The organism is Methylobacterium fujisawaense (genome assembly GCF_039619325.1).
In the GTDB taxonomy this organism is placed as follows: Bacteria; Pseudomonadota; Alphaproteobacteria; order Rhizobiales; family Beijerinckiaceae; genus Methylobacterium; species Methylobacterium fujisawaense.
The window spans coordinates 5996291-6010570 of record NZ_CP155000.1 but is presented as its reverse complement, the minus strand read 5'-3'; the positions used below and the strand labels follow the sequence as shown (position 1 = coordinate 6010570).

The window sequence follows — 14280 nt, the reverse complement described above, 5'->3', positions numbered from 1 at the left end:
CCGCCGCGGTGTCCTCCGGCGATGTCCGATTGTCGGCGGGGTGTAGGCCGACACCGCGGGTGATCTGAGGGCCGCGACGATGCCGACCGACACATGCGCCAAGACGAAACCCGCCGAGCCGAAACCCGTCAGGTGCGGCGCCGATAAGCGCGCCCCGAGGAAGAGCGTCGCCGGTTCATCGACGCCGCGCGCGGCAGGGGCCAATGAGGACGAAGCTGAGTCCGCTTCCGTGCCGAAGCGGAGCGCGACCTCCGGGTCCTTGAGGGAGCCGGCCTATTGGTCCGTGACGGAGAAGCTGGCCCGCGCGACCATGACCAGTCTGCCCGCCTCGTCATAGGCGTGAGCGGAATACTCATTGACCCCGGTCAGATCGCCTTCGTCGCGCAGGAGTTCCGTCAGGACTCGGCGCAAGAGCTCGCGGAGCGCGCCGTGGCTCGGGAGCTCGACGCCCTCCTCGTCCATGACCGTGACGTGGTTGGTCGTGCTGATGAAGTAGCGTGCCAAAAGACGCTCCACCATTTGGGCGGGAGCGCGCGTCTTCCGGCCGCTTGCGCCCGGATAACGTTGCGAGCGATGAGCCGTGTCTAGTGTCGCGTCGGTGAGCTCACAATCACAAATGTACGCTAGGGAACATAACGCGACATTTTGCGCGACCGTCATCATCGCGGCCAGCGAAGGGGCCCCCTCCCGAGCGGCTGACGGCGCTGCTTGGCCGGGGCGACGCTGGCGAACCCGGACTTCCTGAACGCCGCTGGCGCCAGGATCGGCCGGGTCGGTGGTTCTGGATTCCGGGCGCCGCGCTGCGCGGCCCCGGAACGGCGGACGGGATGGGCACCCGGCGGCGTCGCCCGAATGCGTGCCGGTGCGGGTCGCCCTGACGGCCGGTCAGCCGCGCAGCGCGGTCTCGATCATCCGGGCCACCGCCAGGGTCCGGCCGTCGTCGCCGAAGCGGCCGATCACCTGGACGCCCACCGGCAGGCTCTGGCCGGGCACCGGCACGTTCACGCAGGGCACGCCCATCAGCGTCCACAGCTGGTTGAAGCGCGGGTCGCCCGTCGAATCCAGGGTCGCGGGTGCGGATCCCGGCGCCGAGAAGGTCAGGATCGCGTCGTAATCGGCGAAGAGGCCCTTCAGCACCCGCCGGGCGTGATGGCCGTGGCGGCGGGCATCGTCGTACTGGGCCGGCTCGATCGCCGCGCCGGCGTCGAGATGCTCGCGGACGCGGGGCGGGAGCGCGTCGGCCTGCGTGTCGTACTCCCAGGCGAGCGCCAGCCGCCCCTCGTAGTTCTGGATGATGCGGTGGCGCTCCCAGGCCTGCGCCAGCTCCGGCGGCAGGGCGAGGTCGCTCACCCGCGCCCCGGCCCGCTCGGCCGCCTGCCGGGCGCGCATCAATGCGGCCTCGGCCGCCGGTTCTGGGGCCTCGGCGAAGTCCTGCCGCACCACGGCGATGCGGGGGGCCGAGCCCGAATCCGCGCCGTCGATCTCCGGGCGTCCGGTGACCAGGGCGAGGGCATGGGCGACGTCCGCGACCCCGGCGGCGAACAGCCCGACCGTGTCGAGGGCCCAGGAATAGGTCTTCACGCCGACCGTGGGGATCAGCCGGAACGACGGCTTCACCGCCGCGCAGCCGCAATAGCTCGCGGGCCGGATCACCGACCCCGCCGTCTGCGTGCCGAGGGCCAGGGGCAGCATCCCGGCCCCCACGGCGGCGGCCGAGCCCGCCGATGAGCCGCCCGGCGTGTGGCCGGGATCGTGCGGGTTGACCGTCTCGGTCGGGTCGCTGCTGGCGAAGGCCGTGGTGGTGGTCTTGGCGAGGGCGACGGCGCCGAGCTGCTTCAGCCGGCTCACCACGGCGGCGTCACCCCGGGGCGTCCAGCCCGCGTAGATCGACGAGCCCATCTGGCTCGGCAGGCCGGCGCTGTCGATGATGTCCTTCACGCCCACCGCGATGCCGGCGAGCGGCCCGGTCTCCGGGATCGCCGGCGCCGGGTCGAGGGTGACCAGCGCGTGCAGGTCCGGCTCCCGCGCGGCGATCGCGGCGCGGCACAGATCGATCGCCCCCGCGGGGGTCAGGGTGCCGGCGGCGATGCGGGCGCGGAGGTCGAGAAGTGAAAGCATAATGCATTCAGTCTGCGGTCCGCGGCGCTGTCAACCGAGACGCCACAGGTCGCGTCATTCCCGAAACGCCGTTGACGAACGCTTTACGCGACCGTGCGCATCGTCCGGGTCATGTGGCGTGGCGTATCCCTGTTCTCGGCTCTGGCGCTGTTCGGCGCGGGCCTCACCGCGTGCTCGATCAATCATTTCGAGCGGCGCGAACCGTGGCGCGATCAGGCGGAGCAGGTCTGCCTGGCCAAGAAGCTCGTCGAGCCCTCGGAGTTCATCACGCCGATCGCGGCCATGGACGGCCCGGGGCCGTGCGGCATGCAGCAGCCCTTCCGGGTAACGCGGCTCGGCGGCGGCTCCGTCCTGCTGAAGCAGCGGATGACCCTGGGCTGCCCGGCGCTGGCCGAGGCCGAGGCGTGGCTCGCCGACACGATCCAGCCGGCCGCCAACCTCTATTTCGGCGTGCCGGTGGCCGAGATCAACGCGGGTTCCTATTCCTGCCGCGGCCGCAACAACCAGCCCGGCGCCAAGCTCTCCGAGCACGGTTTCGGCAACGCCATCGACGTCATGTCGATCAAGCTCGCCGACGGCCACGTGATCACCGTGAAGGGCGGCTGGCGCGGCACGGAGGCCGAGCAGGGCTTCCTGCGCGAGATCTTCCTCGGCGCCTGCCAGCGCTTCACCACGGTGCTGGCCCCCGGCTCGAACGTGTTCCACTACGACCACATCCACGTCGATCTCGCCCGGCACGACCCGCGCGGTCTGAGGCGGATCTGCCAGCCGATGATCAAGTTCACGCCGCAGCTCGGCACCGGCGTCGAGCGGCCGCTGAGCCGTCCGGTCCCGCCGCAGCGCCAGCCCGCCGCCCCGCAGGCGCCGGTGGATGTGGAGCAGGACGATCCCTACGGCGTGTCGCCGATGTCGAAGGCCGGCGGCGCGACGCAGGTCGCCCGGGCGCCGGCCCGCCCGACCGCGGCATCGGCCTACACCGCCGCGCCGCCGGTGCGGCCGGCGCCACGGATCGCCGCGGCCGCCCCCGAGGAGCCCGCGCAGGACTACGACGAGCCGCTGCAGCTCGGCGCGCCACCGAGCACGGGGCCGATCTACTGACCGGGCGACGCCGGAACGCGTGTTGATGGGATCGGGCCGCGGGCCGGTCCCGCTCCGGGGGCATCGGCCGGCGAGTGTAGCGGCCGCGCCGCACAGGCCGCCAAAGCACCGGCGCGGGGCCGCCGGAGCTTGACTGGCGGCGCGGCCGGGCCATCGTTCGCGGATGCAGGATCGCACATCCGTCGAGGCACGCGCCATGCGCCCGCTCTTTCACGGCTTCGCCCTCGGGCTGGCCCTTCTCGCCCTGGCCCAGCCGGCGCTGGCCCGCTCGGCCCGGGAGGACATCGAGCCCGCCGAGGAGCGGATCTTCCCCTTCGACGCGCAGATTCCCGGCTGCCAGGACCCGTCGGTGCTGGAGCGGGTCTCGACCAACTTCGCCGAGAAGGAGGCGAAGTTCTGGAATTCGTCGATGACGATCCTATCCTTCGACACGATCGAGCGCACCGCCTGGCGGCCCTGGGGCCTCGACACCTATCCCCGCCGCTTCTGCACCGCGACCATCACCACGTCGGACGGCGTCCGCCGCAAGGTCGACTACTCGGTGCGCGAGAGCCTCGGGATCATCGGGGCGACCTGGGGCGTCGAGTTCTGCGTCCACGGGCTCGACCGGGACCTCGCCTACGCCTACGCCACCGCCTGCCGGATGGCGCGTCCCTGACCATGCGCAGGCTCGCCGCCGGCCTCGCGGGCCTGCTCCTCGCCGGGCCGGCCGCCGCCCAGGATTACGGCGGCTTCGCCCGTGGCGGCACGCCCGGCGCGTTCGACTTCTACGTCCTCGCCCTGTCGTGGTCGCCGACCTACTGCGCGGGGCCGGGCGCACGCCGGGACGACGTCCAGTGCGCCCCCGGTCGCGGCCTCGGCTTCGTCGTCCACGGCCTGTGGCCGCAATATGCCCGCGGCTATCCGGAGAACTGCTCGGCGGTGAACCGTGCGCCCACCCGGCAGGCCATGGAGGTGGCCGGACAAGTCTATCCGAGCGAGGGGCTCGCCCGGTACGAGTGGCGCAAGCACGGCACCTGCTCGGGACTCGATCCCGCCGCCTATTTCGCGGCCGCCCGCACGGCGCGGCAGGCGGTGACGATCCCCGACGGCCTGACGGGCGGCTCCCCGCCGCAATCCCTCGCCCCCATCGAGATCGCGCGGCAATTCGTGGCGGCCAATCGCGGCCTGCGCCCCGACATGATGGCGGTCACCTGCACCCGCGGGCAGCTCCAGGAGGTCCGGATCTGCTTCGGCAAGGACCTGCGCGGCTTCGCCCCCTGCCCCGAGGTCGCCCGCGGCAATTGCCGGGCGCCCGAGGTGCGTCTCGACGCCGCCCGCTAGGTTTTTTCGGCGTTTTGCGCGCCGGGTGCTGGACCTGGGGCGCCGGATCGGCTTGAGCGCGCGGCCATGAACTATCGGCACGCCTTCCACGCCGGCAACCACGCCGACGTCCTCAAGCACCTCGTTCTGGCGCGGGTGCTCGACCACCTCCGGCTCAAGGACAAGCCGTTCCGGGCGCTGGACGCCTTCGCGGGACTCGGCGTCTACGATCTCGAGGCCGACGAGGCGGCCCGCACCGGCGAGTGGCGGGAGGGGTGGGGCCGGATGGCCGCGCCCTTCGCGCCGGATGTCGAGGCGCTGCTTGCGCCCTACCGGGCCGCGGTGGCCGCGGTGCAGGCGCGCGACGGCGCCACCGCCTATCCCGGCTCGCCCGCCCTGATCCGCGAGGCGCTGCGCCCCGGCGACAAGGGCGTGTTCGTGGAACTCCATCCGGCGGATGCCGCCACGCTGCAGGACCGCTACGCCCGCGATCCCCGCACCAAGGTGATGAGCCTCGACGGCTGGACTGCGATCAACGCCCAGATCCCGCCGCCGGAGCGGCGCGGCCTCGTGCTGATCGATCCGCCCTACGAGGTGCCCGGCGAGATCGAGCGCCTCGGCGCCCACCTCGCCCGGGCGGTGGCGAAATGGCCCACCGGGGTGTTTTTGGCCTGGTATCCGATCAAGGACACCGAGGCCCTCGACCGGATGGTCCGCGACCCTCGATGCCGCCCTGCCCCGCCCGGCCCTGCGACTCGATCTCCTGATCGAGCGGCCGGGCGACCCGACGCGGCTCACCGGGAGCGGCCTGATCGTGGTCAACCCGCCGTGGCGCCTCGCCGAGGAGGCGATGCTGTTCCTGCCGGCCCTGGCCGAACGGCTGGCCCGGCATGAGTTCGGAGGATTTCGCTGCGATCCGATCGGTCCCGCGGCCTGACACGGTAGACTTGGGCCGTGCCGGGAAAGCTGTTCCGGACGCCCGCAAAGGAAAACGCCGGTCCGCCCGGACGATTGTGGCGGCAAAGTCACATTTCCGCGTCGAACGTGTTCAGCGATAGGGATCTGCCCAAAAAATATGCAACTGCTCTTTGTTTGATTTTGTGTCATCCGCAGCGCGATGTCAGCTTGGCCGTAGACGAATCCGAACGAGCTCCGAACCATGCTGAAGCGATCCGCCCTGGCCGGCCTGGCCACCGTGCTGCTGTCCTCGACCAGCATCCTCGCGGCCGATCTGTCGGCCCCGGCGCCGGTTCCCGTCGCGCCCCCCGCCGAGCCGTGCAAGGCCACGCTGATCGGCCCGGCCTATAGCGGCGTGATCAAGGCCAACCCGAATCCGAGCTGCTTCTCCGCGGGTCCGCTCGGGGACCTCTACGTGGGCGGCGCCATCACCGGCTACGGCTACACGCAGTCGAACCCGTTCGCCTCGTTCTCGACCCCGGCGGCGCCCAACGACCGCGACCGGTCGGCCCGGTTCGACTTCTCGAACGTGCAGGGCATCATCCAGAAGCCCGAGGGCGCGTTCCAGTTCTACATCCAGGCCGGCGGCTACTCGATCCCGCAGCTCGGCTTCCCCACGCTCGGCACCTTCACCCAGACCGATCTCCTGTTCGGCCCGGTCCCGGTCGCCTTCGGCAAGATCCAGATCAACGATGAATGGTCGGTCCAGGGCGGCCGGATGTTCACCCTGATCGGCACCGAGCTGCTGTTCACCTACCAGAACCTGAACATCAACCGCGGCCTCCTGTTCGTGCAGGAGAACTTCATCAACCAGGGCGTGCAGGTCAATTACAGCAGCGGCCCGCTCTCGGTGTCCCTCGCGGGCACGGACGGCTTCTTCTCCAACGAGATCACGTGGTTCACCGGCAACGTCGCCTACAAGCTCGACGACTACAACACGATCGGCGTCAACGGCGGCCTGAACGTCGGCCGGACCAATGCCCTCGACCGCAGCCCGCGCTACCAGTTCGCGACGCCGAACCTCCAGCAGAACAGCGGCATCTTCAACATCAACTACACCTACGCGAACGGCCCGTGGATCATCTCGCCGTACTTCCAGTTCACCAATGTCGAGCGGGACCTGCGCGTCGGCATCGCCAACTCGGCGTCGACCTACGGCGGCGCGCTGCTGGCGGCCTACTCGTTCACCGATAATTTCTCCCTGGCCGGCCGCGTCGAGTACACCGAGCAGACCGGCGTCCGCGGATCCGGCGGGACCAACCTGCTGGGCTTCGGTGCGGGCAGCAACGCCTTCTCGGTCACCGTCACGCCGACCTTCACCTTCGACCGGTACTTCTTCCGGGTGGAATACGCCCACGTCGAACTCGGCGGGATCACCCGTGGCAACCTCGCGGAGGGGACGCTCGGCACCGGCTTCGGCCGCACCGGCAACAAAACCTCCCAGGACCGCTACATGGTCGAGACCGGCATCACCTTCTGATCGGATGACCCGGACCGGTTCACGGAACCGGTCGCCAGCAAGCCCCCGGCCTCAGGTCCGGGGGCTTTTTGTTGTCTGCTGAAATTGAAGGTATTCTGGCAAATCGATTGCGACATTTGTAGTAATCGACTTCGTATATCGACGTATTGTTGTGACAATATGTGCTCGATGAGCCGCCGATCTTGCGGTCGTCTGAACGAGACTTGCGTCGTTGCTGGGCCGATCCGTATAAAGACGATGGGACTCGACCGACGGGGGCGTTTCGGATGGCTTCGATCGAGGCGCTCGCGGCGACGCTCTGGAGCCTGGCCGCACTTGGCATGACGCCGAAGGCGCTGCGCGTCGCCGTCCGCGAGACGCATCCCGACGCGTCCAGGAAGGATGTGGTGCGGGCGGCCTTCTACGCCCTGGTCGCGGTGCAGCCCCGGGACGGGGGCGGGCTGAACGAACTGCACAGCTTCGCCCTGGCGGAGCGCTCGCCGGAGGACGAGGCGTCCTTCGCGCTCGGCCCGCGGCGCACGAAGGTGCGGCGGCGTGGAGCCTGAGACCTGAGACCAGCGGTCGGGGTCCGCCCGCCGGCCATGGGGCTCAATCCCGTCTGAGCAGGCGGCGGCCCGGGCGGTGCCCCTCCTCGCCGGTGTCGCGAAAACCCAGCTTCTGCAGCAGGCCCCAGGACGCGACGTTGGCCGGGCGGCATTCCGCCACCACGAGGCGCGCCGGGAAGCGCGCGCCGAGAAGGCCGAGGATCGCCGATACGGCCTCGTAGGCGAAGCCGCGCCCGCGGGCGGCGCCCCCGATCCAGTATCCGATCTCGATCGTGCCGGTGCCGCGCAGATGCGTCCCGACCACCCCCACCAGGTCGCGTCCCGCCGGATCGGGGGCGACACCGGGATCGGCGCCGCCGCGGGTCCAGGCCCCGAGGAAGCAGTCCCGGCCCCGCCGACCGCTGCGAATCAGATCCTCGGCATCCTGGAGCGTGAACGGGGTCGGCAGGAAGTCCACCGCGGCGGTGATCGCCGGATCGTCGGTGAGCCGGCGCAGGGCCGCTGCGTCCGCGGGCTGAAGGGCGGCGACCGAGAGGCGCGCGGTCTCGATCGCCGGCAGATCGGCCAAGCTGTCGCGCGCGCCGCGGATGGTAAACATGTCCACGATGTGGGGAGCCGCCCAGGTAGGAAAAGGGACGGTCTCGCCCCTGGGTTTCATCCCCGGCACGGCGCGAAACCCTGCGCGAAACCCTGCGCGCTCCTTCGCTTCTGGGTCGCAGGTATGCGGAACGGGAACGGTTGCTTAACCTGAATCCGTCTTCATTGGGGCATCAGGTTGCGTCAGGCAAACGGGTGTGTCGATGCGGGTGCGCGGTACGGGTCAGATGTTGCGGACGCTGTCGCGCGTCGCGCTCATCGGCATGATCGGCGGGGCGGCCGCCGCCTGTTCCTCGGACGCATCGCGGCTGGGCAACCCATTCTCGAATCCGTTCGACTCGGAGCCTTCGGCCACCGGCAGCCTGCCGGACGGATCCCTGAAGTCGGTGCCGCCGGTCCGGACCGGCCGCATCCAATCGGAGGCGCTGAGCGCGCCCGGCGCCGCGCGTCCGGCCGCCGCCGCGAGTCCGGCCCAGACCCCTGCTGCCGCCCCCGCGACCCGAGTCGCCTCCACCGGCGGCGTCGGCTGGAGCGCCGAGGGCGGCACGCAGATCACCGTCTCGCGCAACGACAGCCTGAACCAGATGTCCACCCGCTTCGGCGTGCCCGCTTCGGCGATCCTGGCCGCCAACGGCCTGAGCAACGCGAGCCAGATCACGCCCGGTCGTCAGATCGTGATCCCGGTCTACAACGCCTCCGGGCTGAACCCCGCCGCGGCCCCGATGTCCGCCCGACCCGCCCGGGCTGCCGAGGAGAAGCGCGAGGACGCCAAGCAGGTCGAGAACAAGATCGCCGCGAAGCGCGAGGAGGCCAAGGAGGCCGCCCAGAAGCTCGCCGAGGCGAAGGCCGCCAAGGAGGCGGCGCAGAAGGCCGCCGCCGCCGAGAAGGAGGCGGAGCGCAAGGAGGCGCTCGCCCGCGACGCCGCCGCCCGCAAGGTCGCCGACGCCAAGACCCGCAAGGACGCCACCGCGAAGGACGGCGAGAAGCCGAAGCACGTGCGTCCCGGACAGGTCGCCAAGGCCGAGGAGAAGAAGGTCGACGACAAGAAGGCGGATCCGAAGCTCGAGGCGAAGGCGAAGGCCGAAGCCAAGGCCCAGGAAGCCCGCGCCGAGGCGAAGGCCGCCGCGAAGGCGGAGGCCGCCCAGAAGCTCGCCGAGGCGAAGGCCGCCAAGGAAGCCTCCAAGGAGGCGGCCAAGCAGGCCACCAAGGAGGCCGCCAAGGAGGCGGCGCAGAAGCCCGCCGCCGCCGAGAAGGTCGCCGCCAAGGAGACGCCGAAGCCGGTGGCCGCCGCGGCTCCTGCCCAGGCCAAGTCCGAGCCCGCCGCCACCGGCTCCGTGGCCGAGGCGACGGAGAACTTCCGCTGGCCCGCCAAGGGCCGGGTGATCTCCGGCTATGGCAGCTCCGGCAACGAGGGCATCAACATCGCCGTCCCGGAGGGCACCCCCGTCAAGGCCGCCGAGGAGGGCACGGTCGCCTATGCCGGCTCCGACGTGAAGGGCTACGGCAAGCTGGTCCTCGTGCGTCACGCCAACGGCTACGTCTCGGCCTACGCCCATAACGGCGAGATCGACGTGAAGCCCGGCGAGAAGGTCAAGCGCGGTCAGACCATCGCGAAGTCCGGCGCGTCGGGCAACGTGACCTCGCCGCAGCTCCATTTCGAGATCCGCAAGGGCGGCGCGCCCGTGGATCCCATGTCCCAGCTCGCCAGCAACTGAGCCGACCGGAAAGGCGGCGGCACGCGGCGGCGGTCCCGGACGGGGCCGCCGTTTCGCGTTGCGGACCGACGGTCATGCCGCGCCGGCCCTCCCCCCGCCCGCGCCGTGGCCGCCTAGGCCTTGGGCACCTGCAGGGTCCCGTCGGGGCTGTGGTGGTCCACGGTCTCGGGAAGGGCCTGCGCGAGGGTCGGGAACAGCTGGTCCATCGGGATTCCGAGCTTTCCCGCCATCTGGCGCACCTGATCGTTGTCGAGGACCTTGCGCAGGTCGTCGGCGGTGATCGGCTCATTGGGCCCGCGGCCGAGCCAGGAATTGACTTGGCTCTCGTAGCCGGATCGCCGGAGCTGATCGAGCAGGGCGTTGAGCCCGCCGGGCAGGACCTGCTGGATCACGCCCGGCAACGCCTTGAGGGCGATCTGCCCCAGCGAGCCGCCGAGGGAATTGAGCAGACTCATGTGGGCCTCTCGTCGAAGGATCGGTCGACGGGAGTCTAGGGCGTCGTCCGGAAAGCGGGAGAGGCCGGCGGCTGCCCCCGGCCCGCGTGAACCGCAATTTAGTCGACAGGACCCGGACTTTGGCCCGGTATGCCGGCCCGGACACGGTTCCACGGTCGACGCGAATGAGAGTCCTGGCACCGTCTTTCGTGCTCGTGGTCGCGGCCGGTGCGGCGGTGGCGCTGCCGGCCGCGGAGACGGCGCGGTCGTCGGAGGCGCGCCCCCTCGCCGATGCCGTCTTCGTTCGGCCGCTCTACGGCACGTACCGGCATTGCGGCGGATCCTGCCTGAAGAGCGGCGCGCTCTCGTGGTTCTGCTTCGCGAAGCAGAGCTGCCATCTGAGCTGCGCGACCGCCCCGCCCCTGATGAAATGCGCGGCCCCATGAGGCCCCGATGATCAGCGGACCTGCGTGCTGAAATTCGGCTGGGGCTTCAGGCTCCCGTTCTCGCTCTGATCCGCGACGGCGGCGGGCAGGAACTCCGCGAGCACGGTGGGAACGCGCGCGGCCGGCACGCCGAGATCGTAGGCGAGACGCTCGGTCACCGCCTCCGGCAGGCAGGCCGCCAGCGCGGAGGCCGGAACCGCCTGCCGCGTGCCCGCCGAGAGCCACGAATCGACGGCCGCGCCGTGTCCGGTCTCCCTCAGGCGGTCGAGGAAGGCCGCGAGGCCGCCGGGATAGAATTTCGCGAGCGCCAGGGCGAGCTTGCCGCTACCGGTCTCCTCAAAGGCCCGGTCGGCCGCCGCGACCACGTCGCCGATCAGGTTCTTCGCACCGTCGAGCAGTCCCATCGTTCTCCACCGTCGCGCTTCTTCGTCGCAGGAGAAGTCGGGCGCGACGCGGCGGCGGCAAGCGCGTGCGGCAATTGCGCGGCGAACCCGTTAGGATCGCCCCGTGGCGAGGGGGAGTCGTTCATGGAACGCGTGCGGGCCGGCGTGCTGGACATCGCCTATCGGGAGTTCGGTCCGCCGGACGGGCCGCCCGCCGTGCTGCTCCACGGCTTCCCCTACGATATCCAGGCCTGCGAGGCGGCGGCCCTGCGGCTCGCCGCCGACGGGGTGCGCTGCCTCGTCCCGTACCTGCGCGGCTACGGGCCGACCCGCTTCCTGGACCCCGCCACGCCGCGCTCGGGCGAGCAGGCGGCCCTCGGGGCCGACCTGCTCGCCTTCCTCGACGCCCTCGGCATCGGGCGCGCCGTGCTCGCCGGCTACGATTGGGGCGGCCGGGCCGCCTGCGTGGTAGCGGCGCTCTGGCCGGACCGGGTCCGGGGCCTCGTGAGCTGCGGCGTCGGCTACAACATCCAGAACATCCCGGCCGCCGGGCGGCCGGTCGCGCCGGAGACCGAGCACCGTCTCTGGTACCAGTACTACCTCCACGGCGAGCGCGGCCGCGCCGGCCTCGCCGAGAACCGGGATGCCTTCTGCCGCCTGCTCTGGCGGCTCTGGTCGCCGACCTGGGCGTTCGACGCGGAGACCTTCGCGCAGACCGCCCGCGCCTTCGACAATCCCGACTTCGTCGACGTGGTGGTGCATTCCTACCGCCACCGCTTCGGGCTCGTGCCGAGCGATCCGGCGCTGGTGGAGATCGAGGCGCGGCTCGCCGCCCAGCCGGCGATCGCCGTGCCGACGATCGTGCTGCTCGGGGCCGACGACGGCGTCGGGCCGCCGCCCGCCACCGACACGGACGCCCGCCACTTCACGGGACCGTACCGGCGTGAGATCGTCGCGGGGGTCGGGCACAACTTTCCCCAGGAGGCGCCGGAGGCGTTCGCGGCGGCGATCCGCGCCCTGCTGTGAGCGCGCCGCATCGGCCTGTCGCTTCGGCGTTGCTTTCGGGTAGCCCCTGGCTATAGTCCGCGCGCTTTTCGACAGGTCTGCGGGCGCCTCATCCGGCGGCAGACCTGCACGCCATTCGCAGGAGACGCTCGTTGATCACCCCCGCCTTCGCGCAAGGGGCCGGTGCGGCCGCTGGCGGAGCGGAGATCGCCTTTCAGGTGGTCCCGTTCGTTCTGATCTTCGTGATCATGTACTTCCTGATCCTGCGGCCGCAGCAGAAGCGGGTCAAGGACCACCAGGCGCTGCTGAAGTCCGTGCGCCGGGACGATACGGTCGTCACCAATGGCGGCCTCGTCGGACGCGTGACCAAGGCGTCGGACGACCAGCCCGAGATCGAGGTCGAGATCGCCCCGAACGTGCGCGTTCGGGTGGTCCGGTCGATGATCTCCGAGGTCCGCGCCAAGGGCACGGTGAAAGCCGCCTGAGTTCCCGGTTGAACCGGCCGGCGTCGTGCGCCGGCCCAAAAGAGAAAAAGACGGCCGATGCTGCGCTTCTCCCGTGCGAAGATCATCGCGACACTGGGCTTGATCCTGGTGGGGCTGATGCTCGCCGTGCCGAGCTTCTTCTCGCCCGAGCAGCGCAAGGGCTTCGTCGCCAGCCTGCCCACGTGGTTCCCGAGCTGGATCGTGCCGACCCGCGCCATCGTGCTCGGCCTCGACCTGCAGGGCGGCTCGCAGCTCCTGCTTGAGGTCGACCAGAACGAGCTGGTCGCCTCCCAGGCCAAGGCCCTGCGCGACGACGTGCGCCGCGTGCTCCAGCAGGAGAATGTCCGCGCCGACGGCGGCATCGGTCTCCTGCCGCGCGGCGTCCAGGTGAAGATCGACGACGCCGCCGCCCGTGCCAAGGTCCTGCCGAAGCTTCAGGAACTGTCGCAGCCGATCACCACCTCGATAGGCCAGACGGCGGCCCGTACCCTCGACATCTCCGAGCAGCCGGGCGGCGTGATCCGCCTCATGCTGACCGATGCCGGCATCACCGACCGGACCCGCCGGGCCGTGAGCCAGGGCATCGAGGTCATCCGGCGCCGCCTCGACTCCACCGGCACCACCGAACCGTCGATCCAGCAGCAGGGCGCCGACCGGATCCTGATCCAGGTGCCGGGCGAGCAGAATCCCGAGCGGCTGGAAAAGCTCCTCGGCTCGACCGCCAAGCTCGAGTTCCGCATGCTCGCCGACAGCCCCTCGGGCGACGTCGACATGCTGCCCTCCAAGGACGAGAAGGGCGCCAAGGTCCCGGTGGAGCGCCGGGTCATGGCCGATGGCGGCGAGCTGACCGACGCGCAGCCCGCCTTCGACCAGCAGTCCCACGAGCCGATGGTGAGCTTCAAGTTCAACCTGCGCGGCGCGCAGCGGTTCGGGCAGGCGACTTCGGAGAATATCGGCCGGCGCATGGCGATCGTGCTCGACAACGAGGTCGTCTCCGCCCCCGTGATCCGCTCGGCGATCACCGGCGGTTCGGGCCAGATCACCGGCAACTTCACCGTCCAGCAGGCCAACGACCTGGCGGTCCTGCTCCGGGCCGGCGCGCTGCCGGCCAAGTTCACCGTGGTCGAGCGCCGCGTCGTCGGCCCGGGCCTCGGCCGCGACTCCATCGAGGCCGGCAAGCTCGCGACCCTGGTGGCGGCGGGCCTCGTGGTGGCCTTCATGTTCGCGACCTACGGGACGTTCGGCTTCATCGCCAACATCGCGCTGATCGTCCACGTCGGGCTGATCCTGGGCCTGATGTCGGTGCTGGAGGCGACCATGACGCTGCCGGGCATCGCCGGCATCGTGCTCACCATCGGCACCGCGGTGGATTCGAACGTCCTGATCTACGAGCGCATGCGCGAGGAGAGCCATGCCGGCCGCTCGCTGATCTCGGCGCTGCAGGCGGGCTTCGACCGGGCCTTCGCCACCATCATCGACTCGAACTCGACCATGGCGATCGCCGCCCTGATCCTGTTCTTCCTCGGTTCGGGCCCGGTGAAGGGCTTCGCCGTGGTCTTCATCCTCGGCATCCTCACGACGGTCATCACCGCGGTGACGCTGACCCGGATGATGATCGCGGTGTGGTACAAGACCTTCCGGCCGAAGACCCTGCCGTTCTGAACGAGTTCACTTTCGGGAGACGCATCACCGGCGGAAGAAGGCCGCTCCAGACC

General features: G+C 70.7%; 15 protein-coding genes and 1 pseudogene. 11 read left to right on the top strand and 5 right to left on the bottom strand.

Annotated elements, in window-relative coordinates; translation table 11 throughout:
* Positions 1 to 273: 273 nt before the first annotated feature.
* On the bottom strand, positions 274 to 504 hold the full coding sequence (locus tag ABC766_RS28515; RefSeq protein ID WP_043350926.1) for a DUF6894 family protein: 231 nt from the start codon (positions 502 to 504) through the stop codon (positions 274 to 276).
* Positions 505 to 885: 381 nt separating this feature from the next.
* The gene (locus ABC766_RS28510) at positions 886 to 2118 is read right to left on the bottom strand and encodes an amidase (protein ID WP_345820047.1); all 1233 of its coding nucleotides are present in this window, start codon (positions 2116 to 2118) and stop codon (positions 886 to 888) included.
* A gap of 111 nt (positions 2119 to 2229) precedes the next feature.
* On the opposite strand from ABC766_RS28510, the gene ABC766_RS28505 reads away from it, so the two are divergent.
* The 6 genes and pseudogenes from ABC766_RS28505 to ABC766_RS28480 all read left to right on the top strand — a co-directional run bounded on the left by ABC766_RS28505 (position 2230) and on the right by ABC766_RS28480 (position 7500).
* Complete coding sequence (locus tag ABC766_RS28505; protein WP_043757487.1) at positions 2230 to 3216, top strand: extensin family protein; 987 nt, start codon at positions 2230 to 2232, stop codon at positions 3214 to 3216.
* A 196-nt stretch (positions 3217 to 3412) separates the two neighbouring features.
* Complete coding sequence (locus tag ABC766_RS28500; protein ID WP_043350928.1) at positions 3413 to 3874, top strand: hypothetical protein; 462 nt, start codon at positions 3413 to 3415, stop codon at positions 3872 to 3874.
* A gap of 2 nt (positions 3875 to 3876) precedes the next feature.
* Complete coding sequence (locus ABC766_RS28495; protein ID WP_043350900.1) at positions 3877 to 4539, top strand: ribonuclease T2 family protein; 663 nt, start codon at positions 3877 to 3879, stop codon at positions 4537 to 4539.
* 66 nt (positions 4540 to 4605) lie between these two features.
* Positions 4606 to 5455, top strand: a pseudogene (locus ABC766_RS28490) (23S rRNA (adenine(2030)-N(6))-methyltransferase RlmJ).
* A gap of 222 nt (positions 5456 to 5677) precedes the next feature.
* Positions 5678 to 6955, top strand: coding sequence for a porin (locus ABC766_RS28485; RefSeq protein WP_043350904.1), 1278 nt, complete (start codon positions 5678 to 5680; stop codon positions 6953 to 6955).
* A gap of 266 nt (positions 6956 to 7221) precedes the next feature.
* On the top strand, positions 7222 to 7500 hold the full coding sequence (locus ABC766_RS28480) for a hypothetical protein (protein ID WP_345820046.1): 279 nt from the start codon (positions 7222 to 7224) through the stop codon (positions 7498 to 7500).
* Between the two features lie 43 nt (positions 7501 to 7543).
* On the opposite strand, the gene ABC766_RS28475 is transcribed toward ABC766_RS28480, so the two are convergent.
* Positions 7544 to 8098: a GNAT family N-acetyltransferase gene (locus ABC766_RS28475; protein ID WP_043384948.1), complete on the bottom strand. Its 555-nt coding sequence runs from the start codon at positions 8096 to 8098 to the stop codon at positions 7544 to 7546.
* Between the two features lie 202 nt (positions 8099 to 8300).
* Between ABC766_RS28475 and ABC766_RS28470 the strand changes: the two genes are divergently transcribed.
* Positions 8301 to 9812 carry a peptidoglycan DD-metalloendopeptidase family protein gene (locus ABC766_RS28470; RefSeq protein WP_345820045.1) on the top strand — a complete coding sequence of 504 codons (1512 nt, stop codon included), beginning with the start codon at positions 8301 to 8303 and terminating at the stop codon, positions 9810 to 9812.
* Positions 9813 to 9925: 113 nt separating this feature from the next.
* Here the strand turns inward: ABC766_RS28470 and ABC766_RS28465 are convergent, their stop codons facing one another.
* Positions 9926 to 10267, bottom strand: a complete 342-nt coding sequence (locus ABC766_RS28465; protein WP_043350910.1) for a YidB family protein — start codon at positions 10265 to 10267, stop codon at positions 9926 to 9928.
* A gap of 164 nt (positions 10268 to 10431) precedes the next feature.
* On the opposite strand from ABC766_RS28465, the gene ABC766_RS28460 reads away from it, so the two are divergent.
* On the top strand, positions 10432 to 10692 hold the full coding sequence (locus tag ABC766_RS28460; RefSeq protein WP_043757495.1) for a hypothetical protein: 261 nt from the start codon (positions 10432 to 10434) through the stop codon (positions 10690 to 10692).
* 11 nt (positions 10693 to 10703) lie between these two features.
* Here ABC766_RS28460 and ABC766_RS28455 read toward each other — a convergent pair whose 3' ends face one another.
* Entirely contained in the window at positions 10704 to 11096 is a 393-nt protein-coding gene (locus tag ABC766_RS28455; RefSeq protein WP_345820044.1) for a YidB family protein, read from the bottom strand.
* Between the two features lie 123 nt (positions 11097 to 11219).
* On the opposite strand from ABC766_RS28455, the gene ABC766_RS28450 reads away from it, so the two are divergent.
* The 3 genes from ABC766_RS28450 (at position 11220) to secD (ending at position 14227) form a co-directional block, all read left to right on the top strand.
* Positions 11220 to 12101 (top strand): alpha/beta hydrolase, encoded by an 882-nt coding sequence (locus tag ABC766_RS28450; RefSeq protein WP_345820043.1) that lies wholly within the window; start codon positions 11220 to 11222, stop codon positions 12099 to 12101.
* A 131-nt stretch (positions 12102 to 12232) separates the two neighbouring features.
* The gene (gene yajC / locus ABC766_RS28445) at positions 12233 to 12565 is read left to right on the top strand and encodes a preprotein translocase subunit YajC (RefSeq protein ID WP_012319243.1); all 333 of its coding nucleotides are present in this window, start codon (positions 12233 to 12235) and stop codon (positions 12563 to 12565) included.
* Positions 12566 to 12622: 57 nt separating this feature from the next.
* Positions 12623 to 14227, top strand: a complete 1605-nt coding sequence (secD, locus tag ABC766_RS28440) for a protein translocase subunit SecD (protein ID WP_043350919.1) — start codon at positions 12623 to 12625, stop codon at positions 14225 to 14227.
* Positions 14228 to 14280 lie beyond the last annotated feature (53 nt).